Below are 17317 nucleotides of genomic sequence, written 5' to 3' on the forward strand. Positions count from 1 at the left end.
GACAGAACAGCTGTTGCGAGTATAAACGATAGGGGAAATATTGGCGCATTACTTCATCAGCGGCATCGCCACATCCATGCGGCGGAGCACTTCTTCCTTGCCAATGAGTTCGAACATTTCCCAGAGACCCGGGCCAGCGGTAACGCCAGACACTGCAAGGCGCGGAGCACCGACAAGTTCACCGACCTTGTGACCGCAACGTTCAGCAAGTTCATAGAAGCCTTTCTCGATGACCGGAGTCTTGAAGTCTTCGATGGAAGCGAGCATGTCACGCACGAGCGTTGCAATTTCCTTGGAGCCTTCGCCAAAGTGCTTCTTCGCGCCCTTTTCATCATAAGTTGTCGGAGCAACAAAGAAGTACACAGCCATTTCAGCAAGATCCTGCACAAAGTGAGCGCGCGGCTTGAGCTGCTTCACGATTTCATCGAGGCGTGCTTCAGGTTCGTTGGAAAGGTCAATTCCCTTTGCGGCAAGGCCTTCCTTCATGATGCCCTTGAGGAACGCGTCGTCGCACATGTGGATGTGCTGACCGTTCATCCACTGGAGCTTCTTTTCGTCGAAGCTTGCAGACTTCGGGTTAATGCGTTCGAGCGTGAAGCTTTCGACCATTTCCTTGATGGTCATGACTTCGCGGTCATCACCCGGATTCCAGCCGAGGAGTGCCAAGTAGTTCACGAGCGTTTCGGGCAAGTAGCCGAGATCGCGGAAGTCACCCACGGAAGCTGCACCCTTGCGCTTGGAAAGCTTACCACCGTTCTTGTCGAGAATCACCGGCAAATGGCACCATACAGGCGGCTGCCAGCCGAATGCCTTGTACAAGAGTTCGTGCTTCGGCGTGGAGCTGATCCATTCATCGCCGCGGAGCACGTGAGTGGTTCCCATGAGGTGGTCATCCACGACACTTGCAAAATGGTAAGTCGGGTAACCGTCGCGCTTGATGAGCACGAGGTCGTCCAAAAGTTCGTTCTGGTAGCTGATGTGGCCACGGATCATGTCATCGAATTCCGTGACGCCCGTTTCAGGAACCTTGAAGCGGATAACAGCCTTTTCGCCAGCAGCAATGCGAGCTTCGGCTTCTTCGCGGCTAATGTTACGGCAGTGGCGGTCGTAACCCGTGACCGGCACATGAGACTTTTCTTGTTCAGCGCGAACTTCTTGCAGACGTTCTTCAGAGCAGAAGCAATAATAAGCATAGCCCGCATCCAAGAGCTTCTTGATTTCGCGGTGATAAATGTCCAAACGTTCGCTCTGGAAGTACGGACCACAATCGCCTTCGCAACCCGGACCTTCATCCCACTGGAGTCCGAGCCACTTGAGATCGCGCATCAAGTCATGGAGGGCCGTTTCATTATAACGCTTACGGTCAGTATCTTCGATGCGCAGGTAGAACGTACCACCCATGTGTTTTGCAAAGAAGTAGTTATAAATTGCGGTACGTGCTCCACCAACGTGCAAATAACCCGTGGGGCTCGGAGCAAAGCGAACACGAACTGGACTTTTTTCAGTCATAATTTCCTCTAATGAACCTTTTTACTTTTTATGACAAAAATTAGCAAATTCAATTGTGTAAAAAAAATCCATAGCTTTATATGAAGCGACTTATTAGAACTCAAAACCATAACGCTTCCCGACAAACTTTCAAAAATACGCCGCAAATATTACGCAATTATTTTTTACCCTACAGAATGAAAACACAAGCCAAGGACCTGCCCCTCTAATTTCTAACTTGCGAGCGCAAGTAAACTATGGAGTCTCAATGATTATCAAGCCAATGATCCGCAGCAACATGTGTGTCAACGCCCACCCGAAGGGCTGCGCTGCCGATGTCAAGCATCAAATCGAATACGTCGAAAAGAAATTTGCCGAACGAGGCATTCTTAACAACATCCCCCAAGACGCTCCCAAGACAGTCCTCGTTCTCGGTTGCTCTACCGGTTACGGTCTTGCAAGCCGTATCACAGCAGCCTTCGGTTACAAGGCTACAACCATCGGAGTTTCCTTTGAAAAAGAGGGTTCCGACGGATTGACCGACGGTTCACGCGAAAAAACGGGCACGCTAGGCTGGTACAACAACATGGCTTTTGACAAATTCGCAAAAGAAGCAGGCCTTGAATCCGTAACATTTAACGGGGATGCTTTTTCGCACGAAATGCGCAAGAACGTTATCGATACCCTTAAGAAGATGGGCAAAAAAGTAGATCTATTAGTTTATAGTGTCGCAAGTTCCGTCCGTGTCGACCCGGATAACGGAACAGTCTATCGCAGTGTTTTGAAGCCCATCGGCGGCGTATTTACCGGAGCAACAATTGACTGTATCACCGGCAAAATCAGTACCATCAGCGCAGAGCCCGCTACCGAAGAAGAAGCGGCTAACACGGTAAAGGTTATGGGTGGTGAAGACTGGGCGCTTTGGGTGCGCAAGCTCAAGGAAGCAGGCGTTCTCGCCGAGGGCATAAAGACAGTAGCTTATTCGTATATCGGTCCAAAGCTTTCACATGCCATTTACCGCGACGGCACCATCGGAGGCGCCAAGAAGCACCTTGAAGCAACAGCTCTTGAGCTCAACAAGGAACTGCAAAACGACCTGCATGGCGAAGCCTATGTTTCTGTGAACAAAGGACTCGTGACACGCTCCAGTGCCGTCATTCCCATCATTCCGATGTACATTTCCGTGCTCTTTAAGGTCATGAAAGAAATGGGTAATCACGAGGGCTGCATCGAGCAAATGGAACGTCTCATGACTGAAAGACTTTATACAGGTTCCAGCGTTCCAACAGACGAAAATCACCTTATCCGCATTGACGATTACGAATTAGATACAAAAGTCCAAGAAGAAGTCGACAAGCGCATGGCAACAGTCACGCAAGAAAACCTTGCCGAAGTCGGCGATTTCGAAGGTTATCGTCATGATTTCCTTGCCACAAACGGTTTCGATATTGATGGCGTGGACTACAGCGCCAATGTTAAAACGCTTACCAGTATCTAATTTAAACGTATATGGCGCCCCCGGAATAAATCCGGGGTGACAAAAGCAATCGACATTGCGTTCCATAATTTCTAACTTTAGGACAAAACCCCTTAACATCAAGGACAACTTATGGAAACACTCAATTCCATTCTCGATGCTATCGATGGGTACGTCTGGGGCGTTCCCCTCATTGTCATCATTCTCTTTGTAGGCATCCTCCTCACCATCCGTCTCGGCTGTCTGCAGGTCATGAACTTGCACAATGCGCTGCGCTTCATGGCCCACAGCGAAAAGGATGGCGCAGGCGAAGTCTCTAGCTTCGGTGCACTCTGCACGGCTCTCGCTGCCACAATCGGTACGGGTAACATCGTCGGTGTGGCAACTGCTATCGGCACCGGTGGCCCAGGCGCTCTCTTCTGGATGGAAGTCGCCGCATTCCTCGGCATGGCTACAAAGTACGCCGAAGGTTTGCTCGCTGTCAAATACCGCACGGTCGATAAGGACGGCAAGGTTCTCGGCGGTCCGTTCTATTACATTGAAACAGGCATTAAAGAACGCTTTGGCTGGAACATGAAATGGCTTGCCGTGATTTTCGCCATCTTTGGCGTATGCGCAGGTCTCCTTGGCATTGGCACCATCACGCAGGTCAACGGCATCACAAGCGCTATGGCTCGCCTCACCCCGAATGCCGCTGAATTTGTCAACATTGGCGGAAACTCCGTGAGCATCACCACCGCAATTGCCGGATTCCTTGTCACTGCATTTGCGGCAACCGTCATCATCGGCGGACTCAAGCGCATCGCGAAGGTTTCGATGTACATCGTTCCCATCATGGCAATTGTCTACATCATCGCCTGCGTACTCCTTTTGCTCCTCAACTTCTCGCAGATTTCTTCTGCCATCGAAACGATTGTGAAGGCCGCATTCAACCCGTCCGCAGTCACTGGCGGTGTTGTCGGTTCCATCTTTGTTGCCATGCAGAAAGGCATTGCCCGCGGTATTTTCAGTAACGAAGCGGGCCTCGGTTCTGCACCGATTGCAGCAGCCGCAGCAAAGACAAAGGAACCGGTACGTCAGGGTCTCGTTTGCATGACGGGCACGTTCTTCGATACGATTATCATTTGTACGATGACCGGCCTTGCAATTGTGGTCTCGGGCGCTTGGGATCCGAAGCTCGGACTCGAAGGCGTGAACATCACGATGGAAGCATTCTCCCGCGGCCTCGCCATTATCCCTGGCGGTGCAGTGATTGCTCCGTACTTCCTTGCAACAGCTCTCGTATTCTTCGCTTTCACGACGATTCTCGGCTGGGCCTACTACTCTGAAAAGTGCTTGCAGTACTTGATTGGCCGCAAAGACAAGAAGGCAATACTTACCTACCGTTGGCTTTATATCTTCGCAATTTTCATCGGACCATACCTCACAGTAAGTGCCGTTTGGACAAGCGCAGATATCTTTAACGGTCTGATGGCATTCCCGAACTTGATTGCACTCATTCTCCTCTCCGGGATTGTGGCAAGCGAAACAAAAACATTCCTTACTAAGTTCAAGAACGAAAAGTACTAGTCATTAGTCTTCGGCAATAAACATTGATTATTAGAGCCCGCGAAAGCGGGCTTTAATTTTATAAGCAAAACAAATCCACGAAATATCCAGTTTTTTCTTGTAACTAGACATGACTGGATCATTCGCTTCGCTCAGGATGACGAAGCATGCAAAAAGACCCCCCATGCGGGAGGTCTTTTTAAATTCGTTTCTAAGCTATTTGATTAGTAAGCAATCTGGCACTTTGCAGCAAGATCAAGACCAACCACAATTGCAGACTTATTCATCGTGTTTTCCACAGGGATAGAAAGCGTTGCGGAGTAATCAGCCTTAGAAGATTGCGTACCGACCGTAATCGTAACAGGGCCACCAGCATCATCGCATCTCAAGGTGCAAGTACCTGTATTAGCACCACCATGCCAACCAGACGGTAAGTCAAGCACCAAGGTCGATTCACCCTTCGGCAATTCAATCTTCGTATTCTGTTCTGTGAGAATGTAGTCCGGATCAGTTGCATCAACGGAAACAACCTCATCGCACTGGACAGGTTGAACCGTATTGTCATTGTTAGAAACATTCACAACCGGAGCAGCCATCTGGTTCTTTTTCGTAAATGCCTGAGTTGCAGTCGGGCCATTACCAACAGCGCCAAGCCATTCATAACCAGTAATCTCAGCACCAGCAGAAGTACAGCCAGTCACGGTCCAAGATCCGCCAACAGAGACATCCGGTTTCTTATCAGCAGCAGAGCACTTGCAACCCGTAATCGGAGCACCGTTCACCTGAACCGGCGTGCAAGAAATATTGTAAGTAGCACCCGAAGTCTTCACAAACACAGACACCGATGCATTATGCTTACCTGAGGCAGCATACGTTACTGTATCGATACGTCCCTTATAACCGCCAATCGTTGCAGTAGGCACATTTGCATCAGATGTTGTCCACGTGAAGTCAGAGTTCAACATCAGGTTACCCGGAAGGTCCTTACCGTTCTTGAATACCCAGACAACTTTTTCACCACTTTCTACAGTCGGCGTTTCCGGACCGCAGGTACCAATATCTTCACCGATGATAATGTTCGCAGATGAAGAAGAGGAATATACAGGAACCGGGTTTGGGTTATACGAAGATGACGATTCGTACACCGGAGGTGTAGAAGACGAAGTTGCGCTATTAATTATAAGCAGGGAACTCGAAGAAGAATGCACAAACGGATTTCTAGAGCTAGAGGATTTAGGAGTCGGAATAGCCCTGGAGGAACTAGAAGCAGTACCTTTAAGACATTCCGGGCAAAGAGTATCAAGGACTCTAAGGTTTACCATTTCGGTAAGCTTTGTAGGTTCCTGATCTTCCAAAGCAGCAATAACTAAAGCATTCTTATCCGTCAGTTCATCGGGTTTCAAAATTTCACCACTACCACAAGCCCAAAAACTTGCGGCGACACCGAAAGTAATCATTCCAGCATAAATCTTTTTATTCATAAAAAACCTCTTAGCTGAAAAATAAATTAAATCAAGCCAATATGCAAATACTGTAAGTGATTTTTATTCAGGAAATTAAGAAAAAACGTCCCGGATTTAGCTCCAGAACGTTTTGTAAACTTAATTATACAGTTTATTGTATAATATCATCAGAAGATGCAGCTTTCAGGGTCTTCTAGACACGGATCAACCGCCTTCGAAGAACTGGACTTTTCTTCTTCTTCAGAAGAAGAACTTTCCTCAGGAATCTCTTCAGAAGAGGAACTCTCAGGCAATGTTTCTACGACAAGCAAAGCATCGAAATCATCTTCATCCAATTCATTACGATCACAGCTAACCGTTTTACCATTCCAAGTGACCATAGGCTCAACCTTGGAATTCGGCCTTGTATACTTCACTTGAATTCGAGTGCTTCCAGACCCGCTGCGTTCACCATCAATCAATTCGGCAGTATCATCGCCTAACTTAACCCACTGATGCACACCAGAAAGTTCGTTTCCATTGACATCCACGATATACCAGTCAACCATTTCACCCGTAAATATCTTACGCTTGCTTACAGCGCAATAGCCCTTCACAGAACTTGAAGACTGTGCCGACGAAGATTCCGGTTCCGAAGAAGACGATTCCGGTTCCGAAGAAGAACTTACAGGATCGTCCTTGGCGGCCACCTTCACATTCTTACATTCGAAGCCCTTACCGTCAAATGTCAAAGTCGGAGCCACCTTTGTTCCCTTCGATTTGAAGGTCACAAAAAGCTCAGGTGTTCCGGTACCCGAAACTTTACCATCGACAACCCAGTTTTTGGCATCGTCGTCATTAAAGCTCCATGTGAATTCAGCTTCTTCCAAAGAGCCTTCATCCGGGACATAACGCCAGCTAATTTGATCGCCAATATAAACAACATCCGGCATAGTCAAGATGCACTCGCCCGAAGCCTTCAACTTAGCACTAGAGCTGCTAGCGCCACTAGAAGAGCTGTTCACTGGTTTAGAGCTGCTGCTCGACCCGCTCGGGCTGGATTTTCCGTCATTGGAGCTGCTGGAATTTGTTTTACCAGAGCTAGAAGACTTCGATGTAGTGCTGCTAGAAGAGTTCGAAGAAGCACTTCCGCCATCACTGCCCTTGGAGCTGCTGCTCTTTTTATACTCAGCCTCGCAGCCATCCTTATGGCCTTCCTTGCCATTGCAGTATTCCAAGAATTTGTCTACAAATTCATGAACGTTTTTTTCGTAGTCTTTCTTCGTCGAATCAAGCTTTTCTAACAAATTCGCTTTAGCTCTTTCATCCACATCAGTGACTTCATTGATGCTTCCTTCGCCGCAGGCCCATAAAAAAGCCATCGCAGACGATAATAATAACGGTATAAACTTTTTCCTTTCCATAATTTTCCCCACTTTTTAAAATCTACTCTTGAGATTCCCCATCCACCGATATTTTTCGTTGCCCAGTAATGAACTGGTGCACATACGGATTACTCGTATTCTTGATTTCATCGACAGTTCCCACTTCGATGATGCGGCCATTATAAAGCATGGCTATGCGGTCAGCGACCTTGAAGGCGCTCACCATGTCGTGTGTCACCACGACAGACGTGACACCGAGCTTGCTCTGCATATCGAGAATAAGATCGTTAATCACGTCACTCGTAATCGGGTCCAGACCCGTCGTCGGTTCATCGTACAAAAGAATTTCCGGGTTCAGCGCAATGGCTCTTGCAAGCGCAACACGCTTACGCATACCGCCCGAAAGTTCAGACGGCATCTTTGTACGGAAAGACGGCACGAGGTTGATCATCTGGAGTTTTTCAGTGACCACATTCTGGATTTCCGATTCTGACATTTCCGGGTGATGTTCACGCAAGGCAAAGGCAATATTTTCGCCTGTGTCCATGGAGTCAAACAAGGCACCCATTTGGAACAACATTCCCATCTTGCGGCGGATCGTTCGCGTATCGAAGAATTCCGGCGTACTGATAGTCACGCCATCAACAGTCACTTCACCGCCATCCGGCTGCAAAAGTCCAATCATGTGCTTCAAGATAACGGACTTACCACCACCGGACTTTCCGATAATCACCATCGTTTCGCCACGGCGAATATCGAGGTTCACGTCTTCAAGAACCGTTTGAGGGCCAAAGGACTTTTTAAGTCCCTTGAGTCGAATCGCAATGTCGTTCGGATCGATTTTTACATTCGGCATAACTCAACCTCTAGAAGAACATGAACGCATCAAGAATAAAGTCAGAAACCAAAATCATAAGGCAACTTGAAACCACGACGCTCATCGTTGCAAGGCCAACACCATGGGCACCCGGCTTAGAGTGCGTTCCGTGATAGTAAGCCAATACAAAAATAATCGTCCCAAATACTATCGACTTGATAATCCCCGCCCACAAGTCCAAATTTTCGAACAGATACTGCATACCGGTCGAATAGGTGTAGGTCGTGATATCCAATGCAAGCACACAAACAATCCAGCCTCCAATCAACGCAAGCGCATTAGAAATAGCAGTGAGGCACGGAATCATCGTCAAAAAAGCAAACAACCTCGGCATCGCGAGATAGCGGTACGGGTCAAGCCCAAGAACCACGTAAGCAGATAGTTCTTCTTTTTCTTTCATGGAACCGATTTCAGCAGCAACTGCACTCCCCACACGTCCGGAAAGCACGATAGCCGTAAGGAGCGGTCCAAGTTCAATGAGCACCATTTTGCATGCGGCAGTTCCCACAAACTTGTCGGACACGAGATTGTGGAATTCGAATTCAGCCATGATGGTTGCTACCATGCCCGTAAAGATGGACGTCACAAACAAGAGCGGAAGCGAAGAAACGCCAACAGAAATCATTTCCTTTACAATCAAGGAAGGATTCTTGTGCACATAGCGGAACTGCTTGAGTGTAACAAGCAGGATGCAAATGCACTCGCCCACGGAGGCGATTGCATCGACAATCTTTTGCCCTATCCAGTATATCGGTTTCAGAATCAACGGCATCTTCACCTCTTAGAAATCGCCGAAGTCGGCAACCTGCGGTCCACCGCCCTCGTCATCTGAACCATACTGATAATCTTCGTCACCGCCAGCCTGCTGGTCGGTAGCATCGTAGAACGTCGTGTATTCGGGCACGAAGCTCATGTCGATATCTTTGACGGAACCGTTACGGTGCTTCGCGACAATGAGTGTTGCCTTGTAGCGGTCTTCGTCCTTATGCGTCTGCACAAACGGGCGTTCCACGAACCACACCATGTCGGCGTCCTGTTCGATAGAACCGGATTCACGCAAGTCCGAAAGTTGCGGGCGTTCACGGCCTTTTTCTTCGACTTTACGGCTGAGCTGAGCAAGCGCAATAACCGGAATACTCAGTTCCTTTGCCAAAATCTTAAGACCACGAGAAATCGCACCGATAGCGACGGCACGGTTTTCTTCCTTGCCGGTCTTCATCAACTGCAAGTAGTCGATGATGAGCAAATCAAGGTGGCCCTTGTGCTTGAGCTGGCGCGCCTTGCTCATGAGTTCCATGATGCCGAGGTCGGCGTTGTCATCGACAAACAGCGGAGCCTGGTTAATCGGAGTCACGGCGGCGATAATCTTCTTGATTTCGTCAGAATTGAGCTTACCATTGCGGAGCCTACTCTGGTCCACTTGCGCCTGCGAGCAGAGCAAACGTTGAGCAAGCTGGATGCCGTCCATTTCCAAGCTGAAGAAGGCAACGTTCTTGCCGTAGCGAATGGCCGCATTTGCAGCGACAGTCATGGCGAAAGATGTTTTTCCAACACCTGGGCGCGCCGCAAGGATAATCAAGTCGGAATTCTGGAGACCGTTCGTAAGTTCATCCAGTTCCGTAATGCCCGTAGGCACACCTGTAATGCCGCCTTCCCTGCGATTGTTAATGCGTTCCAGAAGAGGCGCCACAAAGTTGTCGATAGACTTTAAGGTGTTGCGCACCTGGTTATCGGCAATCGCAAAGATATCACGTTCGGCATCTTGAAGCACATTGTCCGGAGTAGAAGCCGGGTCCATCGCCTGGCGGATAATATCGGATGACGTGCGGATGAGCTTGCGGAGCACCGCCTTGCTGCGGAGGTGTTCCAATTGCCACGGGACATTCGCTGACGATGCGACGGATTCCATCAATTCAAAGATGTATTCACGGCCACCGACAATGTCGAGCTTCCCCATCTTCGTAAGTTCCGCCGAAAGCGTCACGGGATCGATGGGGGTCACCGCCTTGTTCAAACTGCAAAGCGCATTCCAAATCAACTGATGACGTTCCATGTAGAAAAAGTCATCGTCACTGATGGCCATCACAGCGACGCCCATCACTTCGGGGTCACGCAAAATACCGCCCAACAGGCAGCGCTCCGCCTCAACATCGGCGGGCATTTGGCGACCATCAAACGACTTGGAATTATTTTCTTCTGACATAACTATACCGATTTAAATATACAATAAAAATTTACACAGGACCTTTAGTGACAGCGCAAAAGCGGGGGGAAATGTGCCATAAATGGCGACCCCGTCCCGGAACAGAGTCCGGGATGACATTGCGTCCGAGGTGACAATGCAAAGTGAAAATGCGCGGGGGTATGCGCGGGCTACTTGGCGGCGGTGAAAAGGCCGCTACGCGGAATATGAACTTTCCACGTGAGCCATTTAAGCTGTTTGTCCGTTGTCATCGCATAGGCATCGACAAGCGAAACAGTCTTTGTGCCGTTGAAGTCGAGCGCTGTACCGGCGAGATCATTGAAGTTCTTGCCCTTGCTGAACACGTCATAGAAAAGCGGTTCACCAAAGGTTATCATGATTTCAGGTGCAATAAAGGAAAGTTCCTTTGTTAGCATTCGGCGGAGCGAGGCGAGCAGGATCGGAGATAGTGCTCGCGGAGCATCCTTGTAGAAATACGTGACGCCAAGAGATTCCGGAGCGTAGCCGAGGCTTCCGAACAAACGCACAAGCATTTCGCCGGTGGGAGACTGGAAAAAGTTGCCAATCTGTTCGCCCTGTTTGGGAGCAGCAAGGAGAATTAAAAGACGCGGGTGCTCCGGGCCAGCGTAGCGAACAACGTTCGCAGTACGCGCGTAGAGAGCATCTGTCTTGAGCGCATCGTAGAAGGCGCCGATGGAATCGGCGAGTTCGTACGCGGCAGTCGTCTTCTTGACGGCACGCGGAGCAATGGTGAGACCCGCATCGAGCTTTGGCGCCGGGGCCGGCGCGGGTTGCGCGGGAGCGCCAAATGCAGACTGCTGAAAAGCGGGCTGTACCGGATTTGCAAATGGTGCGGGATTCGAGGGGAACGGCGATTGTTGTGGAATCGGCGCCGGGTTCTTCGGAATCGAAGGCTGCGGGAATGGCGCCGGATTCGCCGGACGCATCATTTGCGGCATCGGATTCGCAGGGCGCGGAGCCCCAGCAGGAACGACAGACTTTTTGCGAGTCAATGTCCATGGTTCATCAAGGAGCAAGTCCTCCTCGCCCATGTCCATTTGGCCTTGCAGATATTTGCGAAGTTCGCTAAAATCAAATTCTTCGGGCATGTCGTTCCTCTAAACGTTCTTTAACTTATCTAGGCTAAAATCTACAATTTCTTGCGCCAAATCGATTTTTGAGCCCATCTTCATCTCGGGAATTTCAACCTCGGTAGCGTTACAAGAGTCACCGGAATCCTGTACATTGCGAGAATCGCCGGGAACATTACAAGAGTCACCGGGAACTGCCGCGCGAATCAAAGTATAACGGACTTCATCAAAACCGAAACCGCTGTTCGCTGCGACAGGGGCATTGAGGAGGAGCGCATCGGCGCCGCTCTTCTTGAGCTTTTCTGCCGCATGTTCCTTGAAGTGGTCCGTTTCTAGCGCAAAACCGACTATCACTTGATCTGCACGCTTTTGCGCGACGCTATCGCGCAAGATGTTCGGATTCGGCTCGAGTTCCAAGACGAGCTGGCTACGGCTATCCTTGATTTTTTCGGTAGCGGCAACCTTCGGACGGTAATCGGCCACGGCAGCACAATGCACGAGCACATCGGCATTTTTCATCTGTTCGAGAACGGCCTTGTGCATGTCGCAAGCGCTCTTGATTTTTGTCACGTGGACAGCACCTGGAAATTCGGCTTCCATCGGGCCCGCGACAACGCTCACGTTAAAGCCATTTGCAAGGAACGTCGCAGCGATTGCAACAGCAGTCTTTCCGCTGCTGCGGTTGCTAATATAACGCACGGGGTCAATCGCTTCTTCGGTGCGGCCAGCCGTAATGAGAACCTTCTTGCCGTAACCGGGAAGCGTCGGATCCACTTCATTTTCAGCAGGAAGAGTTTGAAGATCCTTCGACTTCGCGCGCGGCGCTTCGCTCAGGATGACACTACTAGCTTCTAAATAAGCGACAATTTCAGCGGGGTCGAGGAGACGGCCTTTGCCGACTTCGCCACAGGCAAGTTCGCCCGCAGGGCTGTCCATCACGAACGTATTTTCAAAACTACGAAGCGTTTCAAGATTGCGCTTGACCGCCGGAGAATTGAACATCGCGACATTCATCGCAGGGGCGATAAAACGCGGGCCCGTGCAGCTCATAAAGCAGAGGCTCACAGGGTCATCGGCAATGCCATAGACGAACTTTCCGATGACATTTGCGGTCGCCGGAACGACGAGATAAAGGTCGGCCCAACGCGGGAAATCGATATGCTGGAAAGGACGCGCTTCGACGGCGCCATTTTTCAGGTAAACCGGGCACTTGGATAGGCTAGCAAACGTAAGCGGGGCCACGAACTGTGTAGCGGCTTCGGTCATGCAGACGCGCACTTCGGCGCCTTTCTTTTGCAACAGGCGCAAAAGTTCACAAGACTTGTAGGCGGCAATTCCGCCCGAGACTCCAAGAAGAATTTTCTTTCCAGCGAGATTCATGAAGTGCAAGATAGAAAAATAAAGAGAAATAGCTTAGTTCATAGTCATTGGTCAATAGTCATTAGAGATTTCCGTGATTCGAGCTGTGCAAGGAGTCCCCCAGCACTAAGGGATTCTTCTTTATGTCATGCCCGCGAAAGCACGCACCTCCATCTTGTATCGAAAGGAGATTCCCGGTCGGAGCCGGGAATGACATGCAATGGTATCAAGCGAGAGGTCTCTTGTGATCTCACATCATGCTCCGTTAGGGGAACGACAAATTAACAAGGTCAAGGAGACTGAGCAAAGCGTGAGAAGAATTTCACAACGGCATCGCTTATCCGCTTTAAAATCCAAGAAGCAATTAATATGACGCCCATAGTTAGACCAAGCAGTACCATGACATTCCATTCCGTAAAGTTCCAGTGCATTCTTTCGAAAATCTTGACAAAAGCCATTTGAGCCCATACAATGCCCACATGCTGCACTAAAAATACGCAATACGAAAGCGTCGCAAGTTTTTGAACAGTAAGGTCAATCATCTTATAACGCAACAGGAACGGGGCTACATATAACACCACCACAAACAGAGCAATGGCGGCTACAGCCCCCAAGCAATCTGTATTGATTCGACCGGGGATATCGACAAACGTGAGCACAACAAACACTACAGCCGAAACCAAAACGAGTCGCAAATCTTTTAAACGATCCAAGTTTTCGACCAGCATAAAACCGATGCAAAATTTCAAAGATAAAGTCACAGGTAAGGCACCAAACACATCATCATATTCTGCAGGAATCAAGTATTGACAAGAATAAAGCACCGCAAGAGTAGACAATGTCAAATAAGGCCTATGATGGTAGCATTTGGCAAGCAACGGGAACAATAAGTACAAAATTACAATGGCCCCAACAAACCAATCACCGCAAAAAACATAGGTATCAACGCCATACTGCCGAACGTAGCCATCAAAGCCCACTATCGTAAACAACAGCTTAAGCGGATGCCCCATAAAGAATACGTTGCCATCCGCCATAAAATGGCGGATCATCGTCAAGGGAATATAAAGGCTCAAAATCCAAAACGGCGGATAGATTGTCTTGAAACGCTTTATATAAAATTCTTTAAAAGCACCTTTTTCAGAAAAACCGATTGTTCCATACTTTTTATAAAGTAGCCCTCCTGAAAGAGCTATAAAAAGTGTAACAGCAATATTCCCAAAATCATAGTTTACTGTTGTGCAGAACAAATTAAAGCAAGGGATACCCTCTGCTACATATTGCAATGCGAAATGGTATGTAACCACAAACAACATCGCCAACACACGCAAAACATCTAATTCTTGAATACGTTTTTGCATAAAGTTAAAATAGCAAACTAATTAAAAAAAGAAATCCCACAGTTGCCTGCGGGATTCCTTTAAGCTTTAGTTTGAAACCAAATTAAGCTTCAGCTTCTTCGGACTTTTCAGCCTTCTTCTTGGAAGCCTTCTTCTTCGGAGCAACAGCTTCGCCAATCGTGGTGCCGTTTTCGCCCGGCTTGTGGGAGTCCATCCAAGCCTTGAGTTCAGCGGATTCACGGTTCTTGAAGTAGTCAACAACGGAGAGATAGATCTTGCGGTTGTTCTGGTCGATTTCAGTGACAACAGCCGGAACTTCGTCGCCAACCTTGAATGCATCGGCCGGAACCTTGATGTATTCAGCGGTGAGCTTGGAGACCGGGATGAAGCCTTCGATACCGTCAGCGAGTTCAACCACGACGCCGCGGTCGAGCATGCGAACGATCTTGCCCTTGACTTCAGAGTCAACCGGGTAGGTGGAATCGATAGAATCCCACGGGTCTTCGGTGAGGTGCTTCATGGAGAGAGAAATGCGGCGCTTTTCCTTATCGACGGCGAGAACGACGCATTCAACCTTGTCACCCTTCTTGACCATTTCGTTCGGGTGGGTGATCTTCTTGGTCCAGGACATGTCAGAGACGTGGATGAGACCATCAACACCTTCCTTGATTTCGACGAATGCGCCGAAGGAAGCGATGTTGCGGATTTCACCGACGACACGTGCGCCCGGCGGAAGTTCGGTTTCGATAGAATCCCACGGATCAGATTCGAGCTGCTTCATGCCGAGAGAGATACGTTCTGCATCTTCTTCAACCTTGAGAACAACAGCTTCGACTTCCTGACCGACGGTGAGGATTTTGGACGGGTGCTTGACGTGCTGGGTCCAGGACATTTCAGAAACGTGGATGAGACCTTCAACACCGCTGTCGAGTTCGACGAATGCACCGTAATCAGTGATGGAAACAACCTTACCCTTAACGATAGCGCCTTCCGGATAACGTTCGGCGATATCCTTCCACGGATGCGGCTTAAGCTGCTTCATGCCGAGAGAGATGCGTTCCTTCTTGTCGTTGAAGTCGAGAACCATGACTTCGACTTCCTGACCGAGCTGGAGCATTTCGGACGGGTGGTTGATGCGCTTGTAGCTCATGTCGGTGATGTGGAGGAGGCCATCTACGCCGCCAAGGTCGATGAATGCACCGAAGTCGGTGATGTTCTTGACGATACCCTTGCGGACCTGGTTCTTCTCGAGAGTTTCGAGAACGTCGCCACGCTGCTTGTTGCGTTCTTCTTCGAGAACAACACGGCGAGAAACGACGATGTTGCGACGAGCCTTGTTGACCTTGATAACCTTGAGGTCGAATTCCTGGCCGATAAGAGCGTTGATGTCCGGAATCTGACGGAGGTCGATCTGAGAGCCCGGGAGGAAGGCATCGATACCAAAGAGGTCGACGACAACGCCGCCCTTGATGCGCTTCGTGAGAGTGCCGCGTACGACTTCGTTGTTTTCGAATGCAGCGTGGATGCGATCCCACACGCGAACGAAGTCAGCCTTCTGCTTGGAGAGGATGAGGCGACCGTCTTCGTCTTCGAGCTTTTCGACGAACACTTCGATTTCGGAACCGAGTTCGAGAGAATCAGTATCCTTGAATTCGGCGCGATCAATAACGCCTTCGGACTTGTAGTTCACGTCGACGAGAACTTCCTGTTCGTTCACCTGGCTAATCTTACCCGTGACGAGCTTGCCCTGTTCGAGGCAGCCCATGCCGGCATAGACGTCAGCGTTGGCCTTGCGGAAGTCCGGGGAGCATTCACCCTGAGCGGCGAGAATTTCTTCGAGATCTTCTTGAGTTCCGAATTTGAGATTTTGAGACATATTAGTTAATTGGGTTGTGGTAACAAAGGATTCAGGCTACGCCACTACACCTACGTAGTCGAGAATCTTTTGAACCTGTTGTTCGATTGAGATGTGTGTAGTGTCAATTTCAATAGCATCGTCCGCCTTCTTTAACGGGGCGGTCGCACGAGAGGAGTCCAGGCGGTCGCGTTCGACCAAATTGTTAAGGACTTCTTCGAGGGTAACTTTTTCGCCTTTTTCAAGGAGTTCCTTGTAGCGGCGTTCGGCGCGGACCTTCACGTCCGTCACCATGAAAAACTTGTACTTCGCGTCGGGGAAAACGACCGTTCCGATATCGCGGCCATCCAGAATGCAGCTCTGCTTCTTGCCGATTTCGCGCTGCTGCTTGGTCATCGCGGCGCGGACCGACGGGAGGGCGCAGTAGATGCTCACATTGCTCGATACGCGCATGCCACGGATTTCAGATTCGCGGCAGACACCGTTAATGAGGATGTGGTTTTCGGAATCGAACCCGAGCGTGAGGTTAGAGAGCAATTCGTCCATTGCCGGGCCTTCTTCAGCAGCAAGGCCAGCATCGAGAGCGGCAAGCGTCACGGCGCGGTACATCGCACCTGTGTCGAGGTAGGTAATGCCCAATTTCTTTGCAATAATCTTTGCAGTGGTACTCTTGCCAGTGCCAGAACCCCCATCAAGGGCAATAACGAATTGTTCAGAATTACTCATGAGTGGGGCATAAGATAGAAAAAGTAGGCAGTAGGCAGAAGGCCGTTGACAGTAAATGTAAGCGAAAAAGCCCCTTATTTGCCCCTTTTTTAATAGTAGTAGTCGTAATCTCGGTAATAGTAGTAAGCTCTGCCCTCGTAACTATCAATATAGACGAGCTCGGAGCCATCTTCATAGATAGTCATCCTTACATCGTCCCCTACAAAATCATAATAGCGATCCCCATGATCATAACCCACATCGTACTCACCCGGATCGTAATACGAGCATTCACCATCGACGCAAAGAGTTACATAACCATCGCGAGTCACCTGCAAACGCGCCCCCACAGACGGAGACAAGGAGTAATAATCGGTACAGTCGTAAGAGCCAAAGGAATCATAACGACAGTCAACCCCATAATAGTAACGGTAACTTCTGTTGATTGAGGCGCCACCGTCATTAGGGCCAACACTCCAATCCCCACCACAAGCCACAAGAGCAAGGGCAATCAGCAAAAACGGAAGAGCAGAGAATCTTTTCATGG

The 17317-nt window shown here is 49.4% G+C and carries 14 protein-coding genes; 2 read left to right on the forward strand and 12 right to left on the reverse strand.

Annotated features, from left to right (window positions below):
* Nucleotides 1-48: 48 nt before the first annotated feature.
* Complete coding sequence (gene gltX, locus BUQ91_RS08850; protein ID WP_072827963.1) at nucleotides 49-1509, reverse strand: glutamate--tRNA ligase; 1461 nt, start codon at nucleotides 1507-1509, stop codon at nucleotides 49-51.
* A 247-nt stretch (nucleotides 1510-1756) separates the two neighbouring features.
* On the opposite strand from gltX, the gene fabV reads away from it, so the two are divergent.
* Both fabV and BUQ91_RS08860 read left to right on the forward strand, forming a co-directional pair.
* Nucleotides 1757-2986 (forward strand): enoyl-ACP reductase FabV, encoded by a 1230-nt coding sequence (gene fabV, locus BUQ91_RS08855; RefSeq protein WP_074208989.1) that lies wholly within the window; start codon nucleotides 1757-1759, stop codon nucleotides 2984-2986.
* A 111-nt stretch (nucleotides 2987-3097) separates the two neighbouring features.
* Nucleotides 3098-4534, forward strand: a complete 1437-nt coding sequence (locus tag BUQ91_RS08860) for an alanine/glycine:cation symporter family protein (RefSeq protein ID WP_074208990.1) — start codon at nucleotides 3098-3100, stop codon at nucleotides 4532-4534.
* A 203-nt stretch (nucleotides 4535-4737) separates the two neighbouring features.
* On the opposite strand, the gene BUQ91_RS08865 is transcribed toward BUQ91_RS08860, so the two are convergent.
* The 11 genes from BUQ91_RS08865 to BUQ91_RS08915 all read right to left on the reverse strand — a co-directional run bounded on the left by BUQ91_RS08865 (nucleotide 4738) and on the right by BUQ91_RS08915 (nucleotide 17315).
* Nucleotides 4738-5994 (reverse strand): hypothetical protein, encoded by a 1257-nt coding sequence (locus BUQ91_RS08865; protein ID WP_074208991.1) that lies wholly within the window; start codon nucleotides 5992-5994, stop codon nucleotides 4738-4740.
* Between the two features lie 149 nt (nucleotides 5995-6143).
* A complete protein-coding gene (locus BUQ91_RS08870; protein ID WP_254842304.1) occupies nucleotides 6144-7337 on the reverse strand; it encodes a hypothetical protein in 1194 nt (397 codons plus the stop codon).
* Nucleotides 7338-7401: 64 nt separating this feature from the next.
* On the reverse strand, nucleotides 7402-8196 hold the full coding sequence (locus BUQ91_RS08875) for an ABC transporter ATP-binding protein (protein ID WP_072827958.1): 795 nt from the start codon (nucleotides 8194-8196) through the stop codon (nucleotides 7402-7404).
* Between the two features lie 10 nt (nucleotides 8197-8206).
* Nucleotides 8207-8989 carry an MlaE family ABC transporter permease gene (locus tag BUQ91_RS08880; RefSeq protein WP_074208993.1) on the reverse strand — a complete coding sequence of 261 codons (783 nt, stop codon included), beginning with the start codon at nucleotides 8987-8989 and terminating at the stop codon, nucleotides 8207-8209.
* Between the two features lie 9 nt (nucleotides 8990-8998).
* Complete coding sequence (dnaB, locus tag BUQ91_RS08885) at nucleotides 8999-10420, reverse strand: replicative DNA helicase (protein WP_072827956.1); 1422 nt, start codon at nucleotides 10418-10420, stop codon at nucleotides 8999-9001.
* A 170-nt stretch (nucleotides 10421-10590) separates the two neighbouring features.
* A complete protein-coding gene (locus BUQ91_RS08890) occupies nucleotides 10591-11529 on the reverse strand; it encodes a uracil-DNA glycosylase family protein (RefSeq protein ID WP_074208994.1) in 939 nt (312 codons plus the stop codon).
* A gap of 9 nt (nucleotides 11530-11538) precedes the next feature.
* Nucleotides 11539-12891, reverse strand: a complete 1353-nt coding sequence (gene coaBC / locus BUQ91_RS08895) for a bifunctional phosphopantothenoylcysteine decarboxylase/phosphopantothenate--cysteine ligase CoaBC (protein WP_074208995.1) — start codon at nucleotides 12889-12891, stop codon at nucleotides 11539-11541.
* 269 nt (nucleotides 12892-13160) lie between these two features.
* Nucleotides 13161-14231: an acyltransferase family protein gene (locus BUQ91_RS08900; RefSeq protein ID WP_074208996.1), complete on the reverse strand. Its 1071-nt coding sequence runs from the start codon at nucleotides 14229-14231 to the stop codon at nucleotides 13161-13163.
* 82 nt (nucleotides 14232-14313) lie between these two features.
* Nucleotides 14314-16086 carry a 30S ribosomal protein S1 gene (locus BUQ91_RS08905; RefSeq protein WP_072827952.1) on the reverse strand — a complete coding sequence of 591 codons (1773 nt, stop codon included), beginning with the start codon at nucleotides 16084-16086 and terminating at the stop codon, nucleotides 14314-14316.
* A 36-nt stretch (nucleotides 16087-16122) separates the two neighbouring features.
* Complete coding sequence (gene cmk / locus BUQ91_RS08910) at nucleotides 16123-16791, reverse strand: (d)CMP kinase (protein WP_074208997.1); 669 nt, start codon at nucleotides 16789-16791, stop codon at nucleotides 16123-16125.
* 89 nt (nucleotides 16792-16880) lie between these two features.
* On the reverse strand, nucleotides 16881-17315 hold the full coding sequence (locus tag BUQ91_RS08915; RefSeq protein WP_074208998.1) for a hypothetical protein: 435 nt from the start codon (nucleotides 17313-17315) through the stop codon (nucleotides 16881-16883).
* Nucleotides 17316-17317 lie beyond the last annotated feature (2 nt).

The organism is Fibrobacter sp. UWB11, assembly GCF_900143015.1.
GTDB lineage: Bacteria > Fibrobacterota > Fibrobacteria > Fibrobacterales > Fibrobacteraceae > Fibrobacter.

What these genes read in the sequence shown, in the direction of transcription:
- fabV (WP_074208989.1), top strand. Translation starts at nt 1,757, where the DNA reads ATGATTATCAAGCCAATGATCCGCAGCAACATGTGTGTCAACGCCCAC.
- BUQ91_RS08875 (WP_072827958.1), bottom strand. Translation starts at nt 8,196, where the DNA reads ATGCCGAATGTAAAAATCGATCCGAACGACATTGCGATTCGACTCAAG.
- BUQ91_RS08865 (WP_074208991.1), bottom strand. Translation starts at nt 5,994, where the DNA reads ATGAATAAAAAGATTTATGCTGGAATGATTACTTTCGGTGTCGCCGCA.
- BUQ91_RS08915 (WP_074208998.1), bottom strand. Translation starts at nt 17,315, where the DNA reads ATGAAAAGATTCTCTGCTCTTCCGTTTTTGCTGATTGCCCTTGCTCTT.
- BUQ91_RS08860 (WP_074208990.1), top strand. Translation starts at nt 3,098, where the DNA reads ATGGAAACACTCAATTCCATTCTCGATGCTATCGATGGGTACGTCTGG.
- BUQ91_RS08870 (WP_254842304.1), bottom strand. Translation starts at nt 7,337, where the DNA reads ATGGCTTTTTTATGGGCCTGCGGCGAAGGAAGCATCAATGAAGTCACT.
- BUQ91_RS08890 (WP_074208994.1), bottom strand. Translation starts at nt 11,529, where the DNA reads ATGCCCGAAGAATTTGATTTTAGCGAACTTCGCAAATATCTGCAAGGC.
- BUQ91_RS08880 (WP_074208993.1), bottom strand. Translation starts at nt 8,989, where the DNA reads ATGCCGTTGATTCTGAAACCGATATACTGGATAGGGCAAAAGATTGTC.
- BUQ91_RS08905 (WP_072827952.1), bottom strand. Translation starts at nt 16,086, where the DNA reads ATGTCTCAAAATCTCAAATTCGGAACTCAAGAAGATCTCGAAGAAATT.
- cmk (WP_074208997.1), bottom strand. Translation starts at nt 16,791, where the DNA reads ATGAGTAATTCTGAACAATTCGTTATTGCCCTTGATGGGGGTTCTGGC.
- coaBC (WP_074208995.1), bottom strand. Translation starts at nt 12,891, where the DNA reads ATGAATCTCGCTGGAAAGAAAATTCTTCTTGGAGTCTCGGGCGGAATT.
- dnaB (WP_072827956.1), bottom strand. Translation starts at nt 10,420, where the DNA reads ATGTCAGAAGAAAATAATTCCAAGTCGTTTGATGGTCGCCAAATGCCC.
- BUQ91_RS08900 (WP_074208996.1), bottom strand. Translation starts at nt 14,231, where the DNA reads ATGCAAAAACGTATTCAAGAATTAGATGTTTTGCGTGTGTTGGCGATG.
- gltX (WP_072827963.1), bottom strand. Translation starts at nt 1,509, where the DNA reads ATGACTGAAAAAAGTCCAGTTCGTGTTCGCTTTGCTCCGAGCCCCACG.